Source organism: Pseudomonas sp. SWRI22 (assembly GCF_014268395.2).
In the GTDB taxonomy this organism is placed as follows: Bacteria; Pseudomonadota; Gammaproteobacteria; order Pseudomonadales; family Pseudomonadaceae; genus Aquipseudomonas; species Aquipseudomonas paracarnis.
In genome coordinates this window covers 487,065-502,330 of record NZ_JABWQK020000002.1, presented here as the reverse complement: position 1 = coordinate 502,330, position 15,266 = coordinate 487,065, and the positions used below count along the sequence as shown (strand labels likewise).

At 61.8% G+C, this 15,266-nt stretch carries 12 protein-coding genes and 1 pseudogene; 6 read left to right on the top strand and 7 right to left on the bottom strand.

Annotated features, from left to right (window positions below; genetic code table 11):
• Positions 1–29: 29 nt before the first annotated feature.
• Entirely contained in the window at positions 30–1,022 is a 993-nt protein-coding gene (locus HU730_RS19675) for a serine O-acetyltransferase (protein WP_186526544.1), read from the top strand.
• Positions 1,023–1,024: 2 nt separating this feature from the next.
• The gene (locus HU730_RS19670) at positions 1,025–1,759 is read left to right on the top strand and encodes an alanyl-tRNA editing protein (RefSeq protein WP_034128353.1); all 735 of its coding nucleotides are present in this window, start codon (positions 1,025–1,027) and stop codon (positions 1,757–1,759) included.
• Between the two features lie 133 nt (positions 1,760–1,892).
• On the opposite strand, the gene prpD is transcribed toward HU730_RS19670, so the two are convergent.
• The 7 genes and pseudogenes from prpD to HU730_RS19640 form a co-directional block, all read right to left on the bottom strand.
• Entirely contained in the window at positions 1,893–3,377 is a 1,485-nt protein-coding gene (prpD, locus tag HU730_RS19665) for a 2-methylcitrate dehydratase (RefSeq protein ID WP_089041905.1), read from the bottom strand.
• A gap of 158 nt (positions 3,378–3,535) precedes the next feature.
• A complete protein-coding gene (gene prpF, locus HU730_RS19660; protein ID WP_054920636.1) occupies positions 3,536–4,726 on the bottom strand; it encodes a 2-methylaconitate cis-trans isomerase PrpF in 1,191 nt (396 codons plus the stop codon).
• A gap of 11 nt (positions 4,727–4,737) precedes the next feature.
• Positions 4,738–7,332, bottom strand: coding sequence for a Fe/S-dependent 2-methylisocitrate dehydratase AcnD (gene acnD / locus HU730_RS19655; protein ID WP_019820558.1), 2,595 nt, complete (start codon positions 7,330–7,332; stop codon positions 4,738–4,740).
• Between the two features lie 183 nt (positions 7,333–7,515).
• Positions 7,516–8,643, bottom strand: a complete 1,128-nt coding sequence (gene prpC / locus HU730_RS19650) for a 2-methylcitrate synthase (RefSeq protein ID WP_054920630.1) — start codon at positions 8,641–8,643, stop codon at positions 7,516–7,518.
• A 50-nt stretch (positions 8,644–8,693) separates the two neighbouring features.
• Positions 8,694–8,780 (bottom strand): annotated as a pseudogene (locus HU730_RS26800) (outer membrane lipoprotein carrier protein LolA); the annotation flags it as partial.
• A 19-nt stretch (positions 8,781–8,799) separates the two neighbouring features.
• Positions 8,800–9,693, bottom strand: coding sequence for a methylisocitrate lyase (prpB, locus tag HU730_RS19645; RefSeq protein WP_003193320.1), 894 nt, complete (start codon positions 9,691–9,693; stop codon positions 8,800–8,802).
• Positions 9,690–10,403: a GntR family transcriptional regulator gene (locus HU730_RS19640; RefSeq protein ID WP_014719500.1), complete on the bottom strand. Its 714-nt coding sequence runs from the start codon at positions 10,401–10,403 to the stop codon at positions 9,690–9,692. Before HU730_RS19640 ends, prpB begins: the two co-directional genes overlap by 4 nt.
• Before the next feature lie 270 nt (positions 10,404–10,673).
• Between HU730_RS19640 and HU730_RS19635 the strand changes: the two genes are divergently transcribed.
• The 4 genes from HU730_RS19635 (at position 10,674) to pabB (ending at position 15,265) form a co-directional block, all read left to right on the top strand.
• Entirely contained in the window at positions 10,674–11,198 is a 525-nt protein-coding gene (locus tag HU730_RS19635) for an ATP-dependent zinc protease (RefSeq protein ID WP_014719501.1), read from the top strand.
• Between the two features lie 18 nt (positions 11,199–11,216).
• The gene (locus HU730_RS19630) at positions 11,217–12,749 is read left to right on the top strand and encodes an inactive transglutaminase family protein (RefSeq protein ID WP_003193324.1); all 1,533 of its coding nucleotides are present in this window, start codon (positions 11,217–11,219) and stop codon (positions 12,747–12,749) included.
• Positions 12,749–13,735, top strand: coding sequence for an alpha-L-glutamate ligase-like protein (locus tag HU730_RS19625; RefSeq protein ID WP_003193326.1), 987 nt, complete (start codon positions 12,749–12,751; stop codon positions 13,733–13,735). The genes HU730_RS19630 and HU730_RS19625 overlap by 1 nt, the downstream gene beginning before the upstream one ends.
• A gap of 186 nt (positions 13,736–13,921) precedes the next feature.
• Positions 13,922–15,265 (top strand): aminodeoxychorismate synthase component I, encoded by a 1,344-nt coding sequence (pabB, locus tag HU730_RS19620; RefSeq protein ID WP_127881141.1) that lies wholly within the window; start codon positions 13,922–13,924, stop codon positions 15,263–15,265.
• The last annotated feature ends 1 nt before the right edge of the window (position 15,266 follow it).

The following is a 15,266-nucleotide window of genomic DNA, read 5'->3' as shown; positions in this document are numbered from 1 at the left end:
CCAACCATTCAATGTACGGGGGTGTCTCCATGGGGGGCTTTATCGACATGCAACAGCTGCACGATGAGTTGCTCACCCACCTCATCACCACCCTGACGCCCAGACAGATGAAGCAGCTGGAGCCGCACCTGGCACCGTTGATCCAGACCGCCGCCCAGGCGGTGGCCGAAGACCTGATTGCCTATGCCTATCGCGACCCCGCGTCCCGTGGGCGCGGTGAGTTGATCCTGGAATCCTACGCCTCGTTCAAGGCCGTGCTGTTCTACCGCCTTGCGCACCTGGTGTGGCATTTCCAGTCCGCTGATCACGGCGATTTTTCGCGCATGGCCCTCAAACTGAGTAACCAGGGCAAGATTCTCTCCGGCGCCGAGATTCACCCGGCAGCGCGCATCGGCCGGCGCTTTGTGCTGGACCATGGCTACGGCACGGTCATCGGCGAGACCTGCGTGATCGGCAACGACTGCTACATCCTCTGCGGCGTGACCCTGGGTGCGCGCGGTATTGCCAACAACCCGGACGGCAAACGCCACCCGCGCCTGGGCAACAACGTCGAAGTCGGCGCCGGCGCCCGCGTGCTGGGCTATGTTTCGATCGGCGATAACGTGTTTATCAGCCCCTCCTGCGTGATTACCCAGGACGTGCCGGCAGGCACCAAGGTCAAGGTGGTCAACCAGATCCAACTGCAGAAAAACGATGAATCGGACCACAGCAACTACCTCGGCGCCTTTGCCCTGGATGAGCGCTTGCACGTGGTGGGCGAAGTGAGTGCCGGCCACAAGGTCACCGTGCTGGACGCCGACTTTCATCCGCTGCAAGGGCTGATGCTCGAACCCACGGTGAAAGAGCGGCACCACCTGCAGTTTCGCCTGCGTCGCCTCGACAACGACGAGCAACTGCCACGCCTGCCGCTGAACCTGAAGGTGTGCGGGCCGGAATTTGAAATCACCCTGCTCTCTCCCCCTGGCTTGAGCGCACTGGTGCGCCACCTCTTGCAAGCCACCCCATTGATCGTCGGAGGTTGAACATGTCCGTGCATACCATGGAAACCCTGGCGCTGTTTGACAGCGCGCCCTACCAGAACGCCTTCAGCGCCCGGGTGATTGCCGTCAGCGAACAAGGTATCGCCCTGGAGCACACCCTGTTCTACCCCACCGGCGGTGGGCAACCAGGCGATACCGGCCACTTCACCCTGGCCGATGGCACACGGGTCGAGGTGACAGGCACCGTGCGCGATCCGGTGTTGCGCTCGATCATCTGGCATCAGGTAGACCATTGCCCCGAACAGTTGGCCGCTGGCGTCCAGGTCGACGCCGGGCTGGATTGGGAGCGGCGCTACCAGCACATGAAGATGCACACTTGCCTGCACTTGCTGTGCTCCCTCATCGACGCGCCCGTGACCGGTTGCAGCATCAGTGCGGATAAAGGCCGACTGGATTTCGACCTGCCGGAGATGACCCTGGACAAAGACGGCCTCACCCGTGACCTCAACGCCCTGATCGAGCAGGCCCACGCGGTGAAAACGCTGTCGATGCCTGCCACCGAGTACGCGACCCTGCTGCAGATCACCCGCACTCAGGCGGTTGCGCCGCCGGTGGTCTCCGGTTCGGTACGGGTGATTGAAATCCCCGGCATCGATATCCAGCCCTGCGGCGGTACCCATGTGCTCAATACCGAGGAAATCGGTCGGGTGTTCTGCGAGAAGATCGAGAAAAAGAGCAAGCACAACCGCCGGGTGATACTGCGGTTTGGACACGCTTGAGCCTGCGTCATTGCCTCTGTAGGAGCGAGCTTGCTCGCGAAAAAGCCATAGGCGCCGCGCTTACTCAGGAAGCACGCGGCATCGTTGACGTTTTTCGCGAGCAAGCTCGCTCCTACAGTGACTGTGCTGTTTTTCAGATAGTGAGCAGGTCCATGAAACGGTTGACTGGAGTAGCCTCAAGCCGTGCCTGATCCTTGCACAACGCAAAGATTTCGGCGCTGCGTTGCGCGGTGAACCGCGTGGCCAGGTTGGCCTTGAACTTGTCTTCCAGCAGTGGAATGCCGTCCACCCGACGGCGGCGATGGCCAATCGGGTACTCCACCACCACCTGCTCGGTGCAGGTGCCATCCGTGAAAAACACCTGCACCGCGTTGGCAATCGAGCGCTTGTCGGCCTCCAGGTATTCGCGGCTGTAGCGCGGGTCTTCGATGACGACCATCTTGTCGCGCAGCTCATCGATGATCGGGTGGGCCGCGTGGAAATCATCTTCATACTGCTCGGCCACCAGATTGCCGAACGCCAAGGGCACGGCGGTCATGTATTGCAGGCAGTGGTCGCGATCGGCGGCATTCGCCAATGGGCCGACCTTGGAAATAATGCGAATCGCCGACTCATGGGTAGTGATCACGATACGGTCGATTTCATGTAAACGATGCTTGACCTGCGGATGCAGGGCGACTGCCGCTTCACAGGCGGTTTGCGCGTGAAACTCGGCCGGAAAGCTGATCTTGAACAGCACGTTTTCCATCACATAGGTGCCGTAGGCTTGGGGCAGGCTGAAAGCTCGCTTGTCCTCGGGCTTGAGCGCCAGGTCCTTGTTGGTGTGGCTGAACAGCACGTCATAGAAGCCCCACTGCGGCGCACTCAACACGCCGGGGATGCCCATTTCGCCACGCAGGGCGATGTCTGCCAGGCGCACGCCGCGGCTCGACGCATCGCCCGCCGCCCAGGATTTGCGCGAGCCGGCATTCGGTGCATGACGATAGGTGCGCAGCGCCTGACCATCGACAAAAGCGTGGGACAACGCCGATAGCAACTGCTCGCGGTTGGCGCCCATCAGCTTGGCGGTGACCGCCGTGGTAGCGACTTTCACCAGCAACACATGGTCGAGGCCTACCCGGTTGAAGGAATTTTCCAAGGCAATCACGCCTTGGATTTCGTGAGCCATGATCATCGCTTCCAGCACTGCACGCACGGTCAGCGGCGCGTCGCCATTGGCCAGGCGCTTCTGCGACAGGTGATCGGCCACGGCGAGGATGCCGCCAAGATTGTCTGAAGGGTGGCCCCATTCGGCGGCAAGCCAGGTGTCGTTGTAGTCGAGCCAGCGCACGATGCAACCGATATCCCAGGCGGCCTTGACCGGGTCCAGGCGGAACGAAGTGCCCGGCACCCGTGCGCCAAACGGCACCACGGTACCCTCTACCATCGGCCCCAGGTGCTTGGTGCACTCGGGGAAGCGCAGGGCCAGCAGGCCACAGCCGAGGGTGTCCATCAGGCAGTTGCGGGCGGTGTCCAGGGCGTCCTGGGAGTCAATGCGGTAGTTGAGGACGTAGTCGGCGATGCCCTGCAAAACCGGGTCGTAGTCGGGGCGGTTGTTCTGGTCGACGTTGGCGCTCATGGCAGTTCTCCTAAAAGGTGGGGTTGTTCCTCAAGGTCAAGGTTGATGTTGATCGTTCCCACGCTCCGCGTGGGAATGCATCCCGTGACGCTCTGCGTCACAGCAGGACGCAGAGCGTCCCAGGCGGCGTTCCCACGCGGAGCGTGGGAACGATCAAGCTAAAAGGCGTCGCCGGGGATGCGCACGTAGCCTTCCATCAACACCCGCGCACTGCGGCTCATAATGGCTTTTTTCACCACCCATTCACCGTCCACCTGGCTGGCCTCGGCCCCCACACGCAAGGTGCCGGACGGGTGCCCGAAGCGCACGGCATTGCGCTCTACGCCGCCCGCCGCCAGGTTGACCAAGGTGCCGGAAATCGCCGCGGCGGTGCCAATCGCCACCGCCGCAGTGCCCATCATCGCGTGGTGCAGTTTGCCCATCGACAAGGCGCGCACCAGCAGGTCCACATCGCCGGCCTTGATCGCCTTGCCGCTGGAGGCCACGTAATCGGCTGGCTTGGCGACGAACGCCACCTTGGGCGTGTGCTGGCGCTGGGCGGCTTCGTCCAGGTGTTGGATCAGGCCCATGCGCAACGCGCCATACGCCCGCACGGTCTCGAACATCGCCAGGGCCTTGGGGTCGCTGTTGATCGCGCCTTGCAGCTCGGTACCGGTGTAGCCCAGGTCTTGGGCATTGATGAAAATCGTCGGAATACCGGCGTTGATCAACGTGGCCTTGAAGGTACCGACGCCGGGCACCTCCAGGTCGTCGACGAGGTTGCCGGTGGGGAACATCGAACCACCACCGCCCTCTTCTTCCGCCGCCGGGTCCATGAATTCCAACTGCACTTCGGCGGCCGGGAAGGTCACGCCGTCCAGTTCAAAGTCGCCGGTTTCCTGCACCGCGCCGTCAGTGATCGGCACGTGGGCGATGATGCTCTTGCCGATATTGGCCTGCCACACCCGCACCACGGCCACGCCGTTATGGGGCACGCGGGCCGCATCGACCAGGCCGGCACTGATGGCGAACGAACCCACCGCCGCCGACAGGTTGCCGCAGTTGCCGCTCCAATCGACAAATGGCTTGTCGATGGAGACCTGGCCAAACAGGTAATCCACGTCGTGATCGGCGCGGCTGCTTTTGGCCAGGATCACGGTCTTGCTGGTGCTCGAGGTGGCCCCACCCATGCCGTCGATCTGCTTGTCATAGGGGTCGGGGCTGCCAATCACCCGCAGCAACAAGGCGTCGCGTGCAGGGCCCGGCACCTGCGCCGCTGCGGGCAGGTCCTGGAGGCTGAAGAACACGCCCTTGCTGGTGCCGCCACGCATGTAGGTGGCGGGGATCTTGATTTGCGCTACGTGTGCCATGGTTATCCTCTTCAGGCGGTCGCCTTTGATTCCAGGAAGTCCTGGGCGAAACGTTGCAACACGCCACCGGCCTCGTAGATCGACACTTCTTCGGCGGTGTCCAGGCGGCAGGTCACTGGCACCTCGACACGTTCGCCATTCTTGCGGTTGATCACCAGGGTCAGTTGCGCACGCGGGGTGCGCTCGCCGACCACGTCATAGGTTTCACTGCCGTCGATTTGCAGGGTGTGGCGGTCGGTGCCCGGCAGGAACTCCAGGGGCAACACGCCCATGCCCACCAGGTTGGTGCGGTGGATACGCTCGAAGCCTTCGGCGGCAATGGCTTCCACACCGGCCAGGCGTACGCCCTTGGCCGCCCAGTCACGGGACGAGCCCTGGCCATAGTCGGCGCCCGCGATGATGATCAACGGCTGTTTGCGTTCCATGTAGGTTTCAATCGCTTCCCACATCCGCGTGACCTTGCCTTCCGGCTCGATACGCGCAAGAGAGCCCTGCTTGACCTTGCCGTTTTCCTGCACCATTTCGTTGAACAGTTTCGGGTTGGCGAAGGTGGCGCGCTGCGCCGTCAAATGGTCGCCCCTGTGGGTCGCGTAGGAGTTGAAGTCGACTTCCGGCAAGCCCATTTTCGCCAGGTATTCACCGGCGGCACTGTCAAGCATGATCGCGTTGGACGGCGACAGGTGGTCCGTGGTGATGTTGTCTGGCAGCACCGCCAGCGGGCGCATGCCTTTGAGCGGCCGTGCACCGGCCAGCGCGCCTTCCCAGTACGGCGGGCGGCGGATATAGGTGCTTTGTGGGCGCCAGTCGTACAGCGGCGTGACCTTGGGCCCGGTGTCTTCGTGGATGGCGAACATCGGGATATACACCGCACGGAATTGCTCGGGTTTCACCGAAGCCTTGACCACCGCGTCGATCTCTTCATCGCTCGGCCAGATGTCTTGCAGGCGGATTTCCTTGCCGTCGGCGTCCAGGCCGAGCACGTCCTTTTCGATGTCGAAACGGATGGTACCGGCAATCGCATAGGCCACCACCAGCGGCGGCGACGCCAGGAACGCTTGCTTGGCGTAAGGGTGAATGCGCCCGTCAAAGTTGCGGTTACCCGACAACACTGCGGTGGCGTACAGGTCGCGGTCGATGATCTCTTGCTGGATCACCGGGTCGAGCGCGCCGGACATGCCGTTGCAGGTGGTGCAGGCAAAGGCCACCACGCCAAAGCCGAGTTTTTCCAGTTCATGGCCCAGTCCGGCTTCTTCCAGGTACATGGCCACGGTTTTCGAGCCCGGCGCCAGGGACGACTTGACCCACGGCTTGCGGGTCAGCCCAAGCTTGTTGGCGTTGCGTGCCAACAGGCCGGCGGCGATCACGTTGCGCGGGTTGCTGGTGTTGGTGCAACTGGTGATGGCCGCAATGATCACCGCGCCGTCGGGCATTTGCCCCGGCACGTCATCCCATTGGCCGGCAATGCCTTTTGACGCCAGGTCGCGGGTGGCCAGGCGGGCATGGGGGTTGCTCGGGCCGGCCATGTTGCGCACGACGCTGGAGAGGTCGAAGCTCAGGCTGCGCTCGTACTGCGCGCCTTTCAGGTCGTCTGCCCACAGGCCAGTGTGGCGTGCATATTGCTCGACCAGGGCGACTTGTTCGTCTTCGCGACCGGTGAGTTTGAGGTAGGCAATGGTTTGCGCGTCAATGTAGAACATCGCGGCGGTGGCGCCGTACTCCGGGGCCATGTTGGAGATGGTGGCACGGTCACCCAAGGTCAGTGCCGAAGCCCCTTCGCCGAAGAACTCCAGCCAGGCGCCGACCACCTTTTGCTGGCGCAGGAATTCGGTGAGCGCCAGCACCATATCGGTGGCGGTGATGCCCGGTTGCAGCTTGCCGGTCAATTCCACGCCAACGCTTTCCGGCAGGCGCATCCACGACGCGCGGCCGAGCATCACGCTCTCGGCTTCCAGGCCACCGACGCCGATGGCGATCACACCCAGGGCATCCACGTGGGGGGTATGGCTGTCGGTGCCAACACAGGTGTCCGGGAAGGCCACACCGTCACGCACTTGAATCACCGGGGACATTTTCTCCAGGTTGATCTGGTGCATGATGCCGTTGCCCGGCGGGATCACATCGACGTTCTTGAAGGCCTTTTTGGTCCACTCGATGAAGTGAAAACGGTCTTCGTTGCGACGGTCTTCAATGGCGCGGTTTTTTTCGAAGGCTTGCGGGTCAAAGCCACCGGCCTCGACGGCCAGGGAGTGGTCGACGATCAGTTGGGTGGGCACCACCGGGTTGACCTGCGCCGGGTCGCCGCCTTGCTGGGCGATGGCATCGCGCAGGCCGGCGAGGTCGACCAGTGCGGTCTGGCCGAGGATGTCATGGCACACCACGCGGGCCGGGAACCACGGGAAGTCGAGGTCGCGCTTGCGCTCGATCAGCTGGCTCAGGGACGCGTCGAGGGTGGCCGGGTCGCAACGGCGCACCAGGTTCTCGGCGAGCACGCGCGAGGTGTAGGGCAGCGTGGCGTAGGCGCCGGGGGTGATTGCCTCGACAGCCGCACGGGCGTCGAAGAAATCCAGGCGGCTGCCGGGGAGTGGTTTGCGAAATTCAGTGTTCATCGTCAGGACTCGGTCACGGTAAGTTCGAAAGGTGAACTGTCGACACTGGCTTTGTTTCCTGTGGGAGCTGGCTTGCCTGCGATGGCATCACCTCGGTGTACCTGTCACACCACAGTGATGCCATCGCAGGCAAGCCAGCTCCCACAAAAAAGCATATGAGCCAGCGGGCACAGCCCATCCCATTCAGCGACGTTCGATTGGCACGAACTTGCGCTGCTCAACGCCGGTGTACTCGGCGCTTGGACGGATGATGCGGTTGTTGGCGCGCTGCTCGAACACGTGCGCAGCCCAGCCGGTCAGGCGCGAGCATACGAAGATCGGCGTGAACAACTTGGTCGGGATGCCCATGAAGTGGTACGCCGAGGCATGGTAGAAATCGGCGTTGGGAAACAGCTTCTTCTGTTCCCACATGGTCTTGTCGATGGCTTCGGAGACCGGGAACAACACGGTGTCGCCCACTTCGTCAGCGAGTTTTTTCGACCAGCCCTTGATCACCTCATTGCGCGGATCGCTGTCTTTATAGATCGCGTGGCCAAAGCCCATGATCTTGTCTTTGCGCGCCAACATGCCAAGGGTGCCTTCAACCGCTTCCTGGGCCGAGGAGAAACGCTCGATCATTTCCATCGCTGCTTCGTTGGCACCGCCATGCAGCGGGCCGCGCAGGGAGCCGATGGCAGCGGTGACGCAGGAATACAGGTCGGACAATGTCGATGCACACACCCGTGCGGTGAAGGTCGAAGCGTTGAATTCGTGTTCGGCGTAGAGGATCAGTGACACGTTCATCACTTTGACGTGCAACTCGCTCGGCTTCTTGCCATGCAGCAGGTGCAGGAAGTGGCCACCGATGCTCGGCTCGTCGGTCACGCAATCGATGCGCTGGCCGTCGTGGCTGAAGCGATACCAGTAGCACATGATCGCCGGGAACGCGGCGAGCAGGCGGTCGGTGACATCGCGCTGCACGCTGAAGTCTTTCTCCGGCTCGATATTGCCCAGGAACGAGCACCCGGTGCGCATCACGTCCATCGGGTGGGCGTCGGCGGGGATGCGTTCGAGCACTTCTTTCAGGGCCTGGGGCAAGTCACGCAGTTTGCTCAGCTTGTCGCTGTACGCGGCCAGTTCTGCCTGGGTTGGCAATTCACCGTACAGCAGCAGGTAGGCGACTTCTTCAAACTGGGCGTCAGCGGCCAGTTCGCGTACGTCGTAGCCACGGTAGGTCAGGCCGGCGCCGGCCTGGCCCACGGTGGACAGTGCAGTCTGCCCGGCGACCTGGCCACGCAGACCAGCACCACTCAATACTTTTGCTTCAGCCATGGTTCTTCTCCAATTTTGTAATTATTCAGGGAGCCGTCCAGCTCACACCCTGTAGGAGCGAGCTTGCTCGCGAAAAACGCAAGGGCATCGCGTTTCTCCAGGTTTCTCGCGTTATCGTTGGCGATCTTCGCGAGCAAGCTCGCTCCTACAGTGCAATTACTTTTTCGCGGCGAACAGCGCGTCGAGCTTCTGCTCGAAGGTGTGGTAGTCGATGCGATCGTAAAGCTCCATGCGCGTTTGCATGGTGTCGATCACGTTCTGCTGGGTACCGTCGCGACGAATCGCGGTGTAGACATTCTCGGCGGCCTTGTTCATGGCACGGAAGGCCGAGAGCGGGTACAGCACAATGGAAACATCCGCAGATTTCAACTGTTCGGTGGTGTACAGCGGTGTCGCGCCGAACTCGGTGATGTTCGCCAGGATCGGCGCCTTCACGCGGGAGGCGAACAGCTTGTACATTTCCAGTTCAGTGATGGCTTCCGGGAACACCATGTCGGCACCGGCCTCGATGCATGCGGCGGCGCGCTCCAGCGCGGACTCCAGGCCCTCGACCGCCAGGGCGTCGGTGCGCGCCATGATCACGAAGCTGTCATCGGTGCGCGCATCCACGGCGGCCTTGATGCGGTCGACCATTTCCTGCTGGGACACGATTTCTTTGTTGGGGCGATGACCGCAGCGCTTGGCGCCCACCTGGTCTTCGATATGGATGGCGGCGGCACCGAACTTGATCATCGACTTGACGGTACGCGCCACGTTGAACGCCGAGGAGCCGAAACCGGTGTCCACGTCCACCAGCAGCGGCAGGTCGCACACGTCGGTAATGCGGCGCACGTCGGTGAGCACGTCATCCAGGCCGGTGATACCCAGGTCCGGCACGCCGAGGGAGCCGGCGGCTACACCGCCACCTGACAGATAAATCGCCTTGAAGCCGGCGCGCTTGGCCAACAGCGCATGGTTGGCGTTGATGGCGCCCACCACTTGCAAGGGCTGTTCACTGGCGACGGCGTCACGGAAACGCTGGCCGGGAGTGCTGTTGTTGTTGGAACTCATGACTCACCTCGTGATGAAGGCGCACCGTCCGGGAAGTGACGGGCAATGTTGCGTTTGGAGGCGCCGATATGCCGGCGCATCAACAGTTCGGCCAGTTCACCGTCGCGATCGGCAATCGCGTCGAGAATGCGGTGATGCTCGGCAAAGGCCTGGCGTGGACGATTGGGGGTGGCGGAGAACTGGATGCGGTACATGCGCACCAGTTGATACAGCTCGCCGCAGAGCATTTGGGTGAGGGTGCGGTTACCGGCACCTTGAATGATGCGGTAGTGAAAATCGAAGTCGCCTTCCTGCTGGTAATAGCCGACACCGGCCTGGAACGCCGCATCCCGTTCGTGGGTGTGCAACACCTGGCGAAGCTCCTCGATCTCTGCGTCAGTCATGCGCTCGGCGGCCAGGCGACAGGCCATGCCTTCCAGGGACTCGCGAATCTCATACAGTTCGACCAGCTCGGCATGACTCAAAGACACCACGCGGGCGCCGACATGAGGCACCCGCACCAGCAGGCGCTGGCCTTCCAGGCGATGGATCGCTTCGCGCAGCGGGCCGCGACTGATGCCGTAGGTGCGCGCCAGCTCCGGCTCGGAAATCTTGCTGCCGGGGGCGATTTCGCCTTTGACGATGGCGGCCTGGATACGCCGGAAGACGTTCTCTGACATGGTCTGGGAATCGTCTGGTGCCACCGATGGTTTTTCCAGTTGCTCCAGCATATTGTCGACACCTTTAAAATCAATGCCGCAAAAACTAGCCAATAAGCCTCTCACAGTCAAAGAATAAATACACATTGTCGACAATCGTCTAATAACCCCCTCATTCGCTTGCCAAGGCATGGCCGCCTGCCAGCGCTGGCGCCAAAAAAGCATCATGTTAGAATGCCCGCCGCTTTTGCCTGACATCAAATGATGAAAGGGCGCACCCGAGATTGCGCAGCAATGCCAGTCCCCATGAAATGAACAGTGCACTGCCCTGCCTCAGGATTTATGAGACTCAAGCCTTACCTACTAGTGATGTGCCTGCTGTGCATACCGAGCCTTGGCGCTGGCGCCGAGAAGACCGTGTACGGCCTGAATGAATACGCCAAGCTTGCGGGTATCGACCTGGAAGTGGCGGCCAAACTCGACACCGGCGCCAAGACCGCCTCGTTGAGTGCCCGCGATATCAAGCGCTTCAAGCGCAATGGCGAATCCTGGGTACGCTTCTACCTGGCCATCGACACCGCCCATTCCCACCCCATCGAACTGCCCCTGGCGCGTGTCAGCAAAATCAAGCGCCGCGCCGGCGACTACGACCCCGATGAGGACAAGAACTACACCGCCCGCCCAGTGATTGCGCTGGATATCTGCATGGGCAGTGCTTTACGCAGCATCGAAGTGAACTTGACTGACCGCAGCGCATTCCAATACCCGCTGCTGATTGGCTCCGAAGCCTTGAAACGCTTTGATGCGCTGGTCGACCCCAGTCTTAAATATGCAGCAGGCAAACCCGCCTGCGCCGCCGACGCTTAATACCGCCGAGTAAACCGAATGCGCTCTCTGACCCTGCACCTGAAAATCCTGATCACCTTGCTGGTGGTGCTGGGCATTTCGGTCACCGCCTATCAGATCTTCGTGCTGGGAATTCCCGTCACCGAAGATGCCACCGACGACTTGTGGAACATCGACGCCAAGGTCGAGTTCGTCGCCAACCCGAAAGACCCGGTCAAGATCCAGATGTTCGTGCCGCCCTTGAGCCGCGACTTCGTCAGCCTCAATGAGAGCTTTATCTCGAACAACTACGGGGTGAGCGTCAACCGCATCGACGGCAACCGCAAGGTCACCTGGTCGGCGCGTCGGGCCAAGGGCAACCAGACCCTCTATTACCGCCTGGTGCTGACCAAGCGCTACAGCGGCGAAAAGGTCAAGATCAAAGGCCCGACCTTCCGCGACAGCATCGCCGTGGAAGGCCCCGAGAAGATCGCCGCCGAAGCCTTGCTGGCCCCGATCCGCCAGCACTCGGCCGACGTCGAGACCTTTATCAGTGAAGCCATCAAGCGCACCAACAACCTCAACGACGACAATGTGAAGTTGCTGCTGGCCGGCGACCCCTCGACGCCGCACAAAGCCAAGATCGTCGAACTGCTGCTGTCCATCGCCCACGTGCCGGTAGAGAAAGTCCACACCATCCGCCTGGTGGCCGACCAGCCGCAAACCCCGGAACTATGGCTGCGCAGTTTCAACGGCAACGACTGGCTGTACTTCAACCCGGAAACTGGTGAACAGGGCCTGCCCGCCGACCGCCTGCTGTGGTGGACCGGCGATGAAAACCTGATCACCGTCGATGGCGGCAAGAAAGCCATGGTGACCTTCAGCCTGAACAACAGCGAGATGAACGCCATCCGCCTGGCCAAGCTGACGGACGAAAACACCGACGCCAACTTCCTCGAATACTCGCTGTACGGCCTGCCGCTGCAAACCCAGCAGACCTTCATGATCATGGTGATGATCCCGATAGGCGTGCTGGTGATCTTGATCTTGCGCAACCTCATCGGCCTGCAGACCCTGGGCACCTTCACCCCCGTACTGATCGCCTTGGCATTCCGCGAGACCCAGTTGGGCTTCGGGATTGTGCTGTTCACGATCATCACGGCACTGGGCCTGTCGCTCCGGTCGTACCTTGAACACCTTAAACTGCAGATGCTGCCGAGGCTGTCGGTGGTGCTGACCTTCGTGGTGGTGCTGATTGCCGCCATCAGCCTGTTCAGCCACAAGCTGGGGCTGGAACGCGGCTTGTCGGTGGCGCTGTTCCCGATGGTGATCCTGACCATGACCATCGAACGCCTCTCGATCACCTGGGAGGAGCGTGGCGCCAACCATGCGCTGAAAGTGGCTATTGGCACGCTGTTCGCTGCGTCCCTGGCGCACCTGATCATGAGCGTGCCGGAGTTGGTCTACTTCGTGTTCACCTTCCCGGCGATCCTGTTGATTCTGGTGGGCTTCATGCTGGCCATGGGTCGCTATCGCGGCTATCGCCTCACCGAACTGGTACGTTTCAAGGCGTTCCTGAAGGCTGATTCTTGATGTTTGGCTTCTGGAAGACCTGGAAGGCCCTGGAAGCGCGGGGGATCATGGGCATTAACCGGCGTAATGCCGACTACGTGCTCAAGTACAACAAGCGCAGCCTGTACCCCATCGTGGATGACAAGATCATCACCAAGGAACGGGCCCTTGCCGCCGGCATCCATGTACCGGAAATGTACGGGGTGATCTCCACCGAGAAGGAAATCGACAAGCTCGACGAGATCATCGGCGGGCGCAGCGACTTCGTGATCAAGCCCGCCCAGGGTGCTGGCGGCGACGGCATCCTGGTGGTGGCCGACCGGTTTGAAGGGCGCTACCGCACGGTGTCCGGAAAAATCATCAGCCATGAGGAGATCGAGCACCAGATTTCCAGCATCCTCACCGGCCTGTACTCCCTCGGCGGCCACCGCGACCGCGCGTTGATCGAGTACCGCGTGGTGCCCGACCAGATCTTCAAGAGCATCAGCTATGAAGGCGTGCCGGACATCCGCATCATCGTGCTGATGGGCTACCCGGTGATGGCGATGCTGCGCTTGCCCACCCGCCAGTCCGGAGGCAAGGCCAACCTGCACCAGGGCGCGATCGGCGTGGGTGTAGACCTGGCCACCGGCCTGACCCTGCGCGGCACCTGGCTGAACAACATCATCACCAAGCACCCCGACACCACCAACGCGGTGGATGGCGTGCAACTGCCCAACTGGGACGGTTTCATGAAGCTCGCCGCCGGCTGCTATGAGCTGTGCGGGCTGGGTTATATCGGCGTGGACATGGTGCTGGACCAGGAAAAAGGCCCATTGATCCTTGAGCTGAACGCTCGGCCTGGGCTGAACATCCAGATTGCCAACGATTGCGGCCTGACTTTGCGCACCCATGCGGTGGAGGCACGGCTTGAAGAGCTCAAGGCAGCCGGGGTGACAGAAACCCCCGAGGAACGGGTGAAGTTCGTGCAGGAGATGTTCGGGCATATTCCGCCGGTTGAAGGCTAAGCAGCGCATCGCAGGCAAGCCCGGGCTCGATAGGTGGGGGCTGGCTTGCCTGCGATAGCTTTCTGACAAGCCATTTGCCCCTCAGGCTATACCCTCTATCGAGCTATCACCGACATCCCCTCTAGGAGCAAGTCCTACAGAGGACTACAATCCCCTCCCCCCCGCCAATGGCTGATTCACCCTCGCATGTCGACCTGCTCCGTTTACCCCTTACCCTACCGGACCAACCCCGCCGAGTACTTTGCGGCTATTCGCCATGCGCCTGGCGCGGTGCTGCTCGACAGCGGCCGCCCGGCTGCCGAGCGGGGGCGTTATGACCTGCTCAGCGCCTGGCCCGAAGCGACCTTGACGGTTGGGCCGGATGAACGCGGCAGCGATTTCCTGCAACGCCTGCGCGAGAACCTGGCGCAGTTGGGTGAGGCGGCCCTGCCTGCTGGCGTTGAATTGCCATTTGCCGGCGGTTTGATCGGTTACTTGAGCTATGACTTCGGCCGGCACTTGGAACAGGTCTCGCGCCTGGCCGTGGACGACCTGCATCTGCCGGATGCGCGCCTGGGGCTGTATGCCTGGGCACTGGTCAGCGATCACCTGGCGCACACCAGCCAACTGGTGTTTCACCCGGTGCTGGCCGATAGCGAGCGGCAACGTCTGATCGCCCTGTTCAGTCATGCAACAGGTGACACCCCCACCACCTTCAAGCTCCAGGGCACCATGGCGCCGGACCTCAGCGTGGATGCGTACCAGCAGGCCATCCTGCGTATCCAGGATTACATCCAGGCCGGCGACTGCTACCAGGTCAACTTTGCCCAACGCTTTCGTGCGCCGTGCATCGGCGATCCATGGGCAGCCTACTGCGCGCTGCGCGAAGCCTGCCCGACGCCGTTTTCCGGGTTCCAGAGTTTGCCCGATGACGGAGCGGTGCTGAGCCTGTCGCCGGAGCGCTTCGTGCGCATCAGCGAAGGCCAGGTCGAAACCCGCCCGATCAAGGGCACCCGCCCTCGCGGTTTAACACCGGAAGAGGACGCTGCCAACGCCGCTGAGCTGCTCGCCAGCCCCAAGGACCGCGCAGAAAACCTGATGATCGTTGACCTGCTGCGCAACGACCTCGGCCGCAGTTGCCGAATCGGCTCGGTGAACGTGCCGGAACTGTTCAGCCTGGAAAGCTACCCCAACGTGCACCACTTGGTGAGCAGTGTCACTGGCATATTGGCCGACGACAAAGACGCCCTCGACCTGATCGCCGGCAGCTTCCCTGGCGGCTCCATTACCGGCGCGCCGAAGATTCGCGCCATGCAGATCATCGATGAGCTGGAGCCCACCCGCCGCGGGTTGTATTGCGGCTCGCTGGTGTACCTGGACGTGCGCGGCGAAATGGACAGCTCCATCGCGATTCGCAGCTTGCTGGTCAAGGATGGGCAGGTGTGTTGCTGGGGTGGCGGCGGGATTGTGGCGGATTCGCAGTGGCAGGCGGAGTATCAGGAGTCGCTGACAAAGGTGCGTGTGTTGTTACAAACGTTGGAAAATCTGTAGG